We start from the raw sequence: 3,358 nt of genomic DNA on the forward strand, positions 1-3,358 counted from the left end.
AATTTGAAAATATTATTATAATATATCACCTTATTTTACCAAACTAATCCAATAATTAGGTGTTTTGTATCCTAAACGGTTATTTTAAAGTCTTTTAATGAAATATTTTCCACTTACTATACTTCCCATAGTATCAAATTTTAGGATTAATTTAATGCTCCTTTTATTATTAATTTATAGCTATTTTACTGTATATAAAAAAACACCGAATTTATATTTCTATAAATTCGGTGTTTCTACTCTTTGGTGCATCAGAGAGGATTCGAACCTCCGGCCAATCGGTTCGTAGCCGACTACTCTATCCAGCTGAGCTACTAATGCATATTACCTATGAATTTTACCATATTTATTTTAATAAATCAATATAAACAATCCATATATCCTTAATCTATTTTAACTTCCAAATTTTAATTAGTTTAAAATAACATTTTCTGTTAATATTATAGCTATAATTTTAATATTATCTAATATATGTTTTATTTCATATATTGTTTGTTAAATAATATATAAATTTATTATAAATTTAAAATTAAGGATTGATATTATGAAAAAATTTGTTATTTATACTGATTCAAGTTGTGACTTAAATTCTGGCATATTAAATAATTTAAATATAAAAGTTCTTGGTCTTACATGTAGTTTAAATGGAGTTGATTATATCGAGGAAAATATTCTTGATAGTGGTTATACTGATTTTTATAATGCATTAAGAGATCAAAAAGTTGTACCAACAACTTCACAAGTTAATAGTTTTAGATTTAAAACTGCTTTTGAGAATGAAATAAAAAATGGAAATGACATTTTATATATAGCTTTTTCTTCAAGACTTAGCGGAACTTATAATGCTTCATGTATAGCTAGGGAAGAAGTTCTAGAAACTTACCCTGATGCTAAAATAGAAATTATTGATACTAAAGGTGCTTCAACAGGTGTTGGTCTTTTAGTTCTTGAAGCTTATAATCTTCAACTTGAAGGGAAATCACTTGATGAAATTAAAAATCATATTATAGAACTTGCCCCAAATGTAATGCATATACTTTCTGTAAGTAGTCTTGATCATTTAAAACGTGGTGGTAGAATTTCTGCTACAACAGCCTTTGTTGGTGGACTTTTAAATGTTAAACCACTTATTTATGTTGATGAAGAAGGGAAGCTTTTAAATTTTGCTAAAGTTAAGGGAAATAAAAAATTACTTAAAACTTTAGTTAATTTAATTGAAACTAATATAGTTAACCCTGAAAATCAAACGCTTTATATAAGTCATGCTGGTTGTTTAGATTCAGTAAATTTACTTATAGATATGATAAAAGAAACTATTACAGTTAAAGAAATTATAGTAAATCATGTAGGAATGGTTATTGGATCACATACTGGTCCTGATGCTCTTACAATTTTCTTTAAAGGAAATGGGCGTGTTCCTAAATAATTGAATGTATAATTCTTGTATTTTAGTGGAAAGCTTATAGATGTGTTTATTTGCTAAAATAATATAAAAACTACTACTCAATATATTGGCATACTTTTTTCTTAAGTATACAGGTATATTTTCCTTTTATTTATCTTTAAAATAGCTAGGTGCGAAGCACCTAGCCATTTTTTTATTTTTAATCAGTTATAAACTTTGCTATACTTCCTCTATTATCATCTCTTAGTGTAACTTCAAGTCTTGCATCTATTCGCTCTTTTAATTCTTGAACATGTGATATCACGCCAACAAGTCTACCAATGCTTTGAAGTTCTAATAAACAGTTTATAGCTGTATCTAATGACTCTGGGTCAAGAGTTCCAAATCCTTCATCAATAAACATTGTTTCAATTGAAACTCCACCTGAATAACTTTGTATTACATCTGCAAGCCCAAGTGCTATTGATAAAGCAGCTTTAAAAGCTTCTCCCCCTGATAATGAACTAACACTTCTTTCTTTACCTGTATTATTATCTAAAACATTTAAATCTAGACCTTTTCTTCCCCCACCTTTAACTTCTTCTGCTCTTCTAAGTTCAAATCTACCATTTGTCATTTTTCTTAGTCTTTGATTTGCAACTATAATAATCTGGTCAAAATAAGAAGTAAGAACATAACTTTCAAATGTTATTTTTTTAGAATTTCCACCCTCACCTCTAGCAACACTAGCTAAATGAGCTATGTCTTTATAAGTACTTTCTTTATCCTTAATATTATTATTTATCTTATTTATTTTCTCTATGCTTTCTTTATTTGAAGCTATTCTTCCTTTAAGTAAAGTAAGATTATTTAAAAGTTCTTTATCTATAATATTCAACTCACTTATATCTATACTTAACTTTTGTAATACTTCTTCTATAAACATTATATCTGTACTTTCAATTTTATTATATTCTAGTTCTCTACTTGTAAATATCCCTTTAAGTCTATTTAATCTCTCATCAAATGATTTAATCTTAACATCAATCGCATCTAAGTTTTGTATCTCTAAAGCGAGTTTATAACTCTCTAAATTAAATCCTTGATTTTCAATTTCTAAATTAAATATTTTACTATAATTACTACTTAGTTCTTTCAATAAAATAATATCTTTTTCTGTAATTATAATTGATTGTTTTGTATCATTATTTTCTTTAAGACTCTTATCATACTTTTCCTTTGCTAATTTACTCATATTTATTATTTCATTTATACTAAATTGTAAAACTCTTCTTTTTTCAACAATAAGTTCAACGCTTCTAATCTCTTCTGGTATCTCTACTTCTATCCCTTTTATATTTTCAGAAATAGTAATAAGCTTTATTTTACCTTCATCAAACTTCTTTTTATAGTTATCCACAGATGTCTTTATTTCTTGTATTTTATCCACAGAACTTTCCACAATTGCTTTTTTAGTATCATAATCTTTTGTTTTAACTTCTAAAATTTTATATTCTTCTACTAAAGAAGTTCTTTCACTTTGTAGCTTTTTACTTACTACATCTATATATTTTTGCTTTTCATCTAATTCAAGTGTATAAAAATCTTTAGATACAATATCCCCTAAGTTACTCTTAACTTCTGCTAAAATATTTTCTTTATCACTTTCAATTCTAGCTTTCAAAATTCCAACTTCACTTAGTTTAGCATCTTTTTCAATAACTATATTCTCATATTCTAACTTTAATTTTTCAATTTCTTCTTTAGTTAAAACATCTTCTGCTTTTTTTGCCTTTTGTGGATGTTCTTTTGAACCACAAACAGGACACATTTCTCCATTAACTAAAGTTTCTGCTAATATTCCAGCTTGTGCTTTTTTAAAAATATCATTTGCATTTTCAAATTCTATATAACTTTTTTTACATTTAAGCTCTATATGAGTAAATACTTTTATTTCATTTTCAAAATCTATTA

The 3,358-nt window shown here is 26.0% G+C and carries 2 protein-coding genes and 1 tRNA gene; 1 reads left to right on the plus strand and 2 read right to left on the minus strand.

Annotated elements, in window-relative coordinates; genetic code table 11:
* Positions 1-244: 244 nt before the first annotated feature.
* Positions 245-321, minus strand: a tRNA-Arg gene (locus Q0V15_RS12555).
* Between the two features lie 223 nt (positions 322-544).
* Between Q0V15_RS12555 and Q0V15_RS12560 the strand changes: the two genes are divergently transcribed.
* On the plus strand, positions 545-1,426 hold the full coding sequence (locus Q0V15_RS12560) for a DegV family protein (protein ID WP_297439484.1): 882 nt from the start codon (positions 545-547) through the stop codon (positions 1,424-1,426).
* A 178-nt stretch (positions 1,427-1,604) separates the two neighbouring features.
* Here the strand turns inward: Q0V15_RS12560 and Q0V15_RS12565 are convergent.
* Positions 1,605-3,358 (minus strand): SbcC/MukB-like Walker B domain-containing protein (locus Q0V15_RS12565; protein WP_297439485.1); only part of this gene is annotated, 1,754 nt, incomplete at its 5' end.

It is taken from the genome of uncultured Clostridium sp. (assembly GCF_947036855.1).
In the GTDB taxonomy this organism is placed as follows: Bacteria; Bacillota; Clostridia; order Clostridiales; family Clostridiaceae; genus Sarcina.

What these genes read in the sequence shown, in the direction of transcription:
- Q0V15_RS12560 (WP_297439484.1), top strand. Translation starts at nt 545, where the DNA reads ATGAAAAAATTTGTTATTTATACTGATTCAAGTTGTGACTTAAATTCT.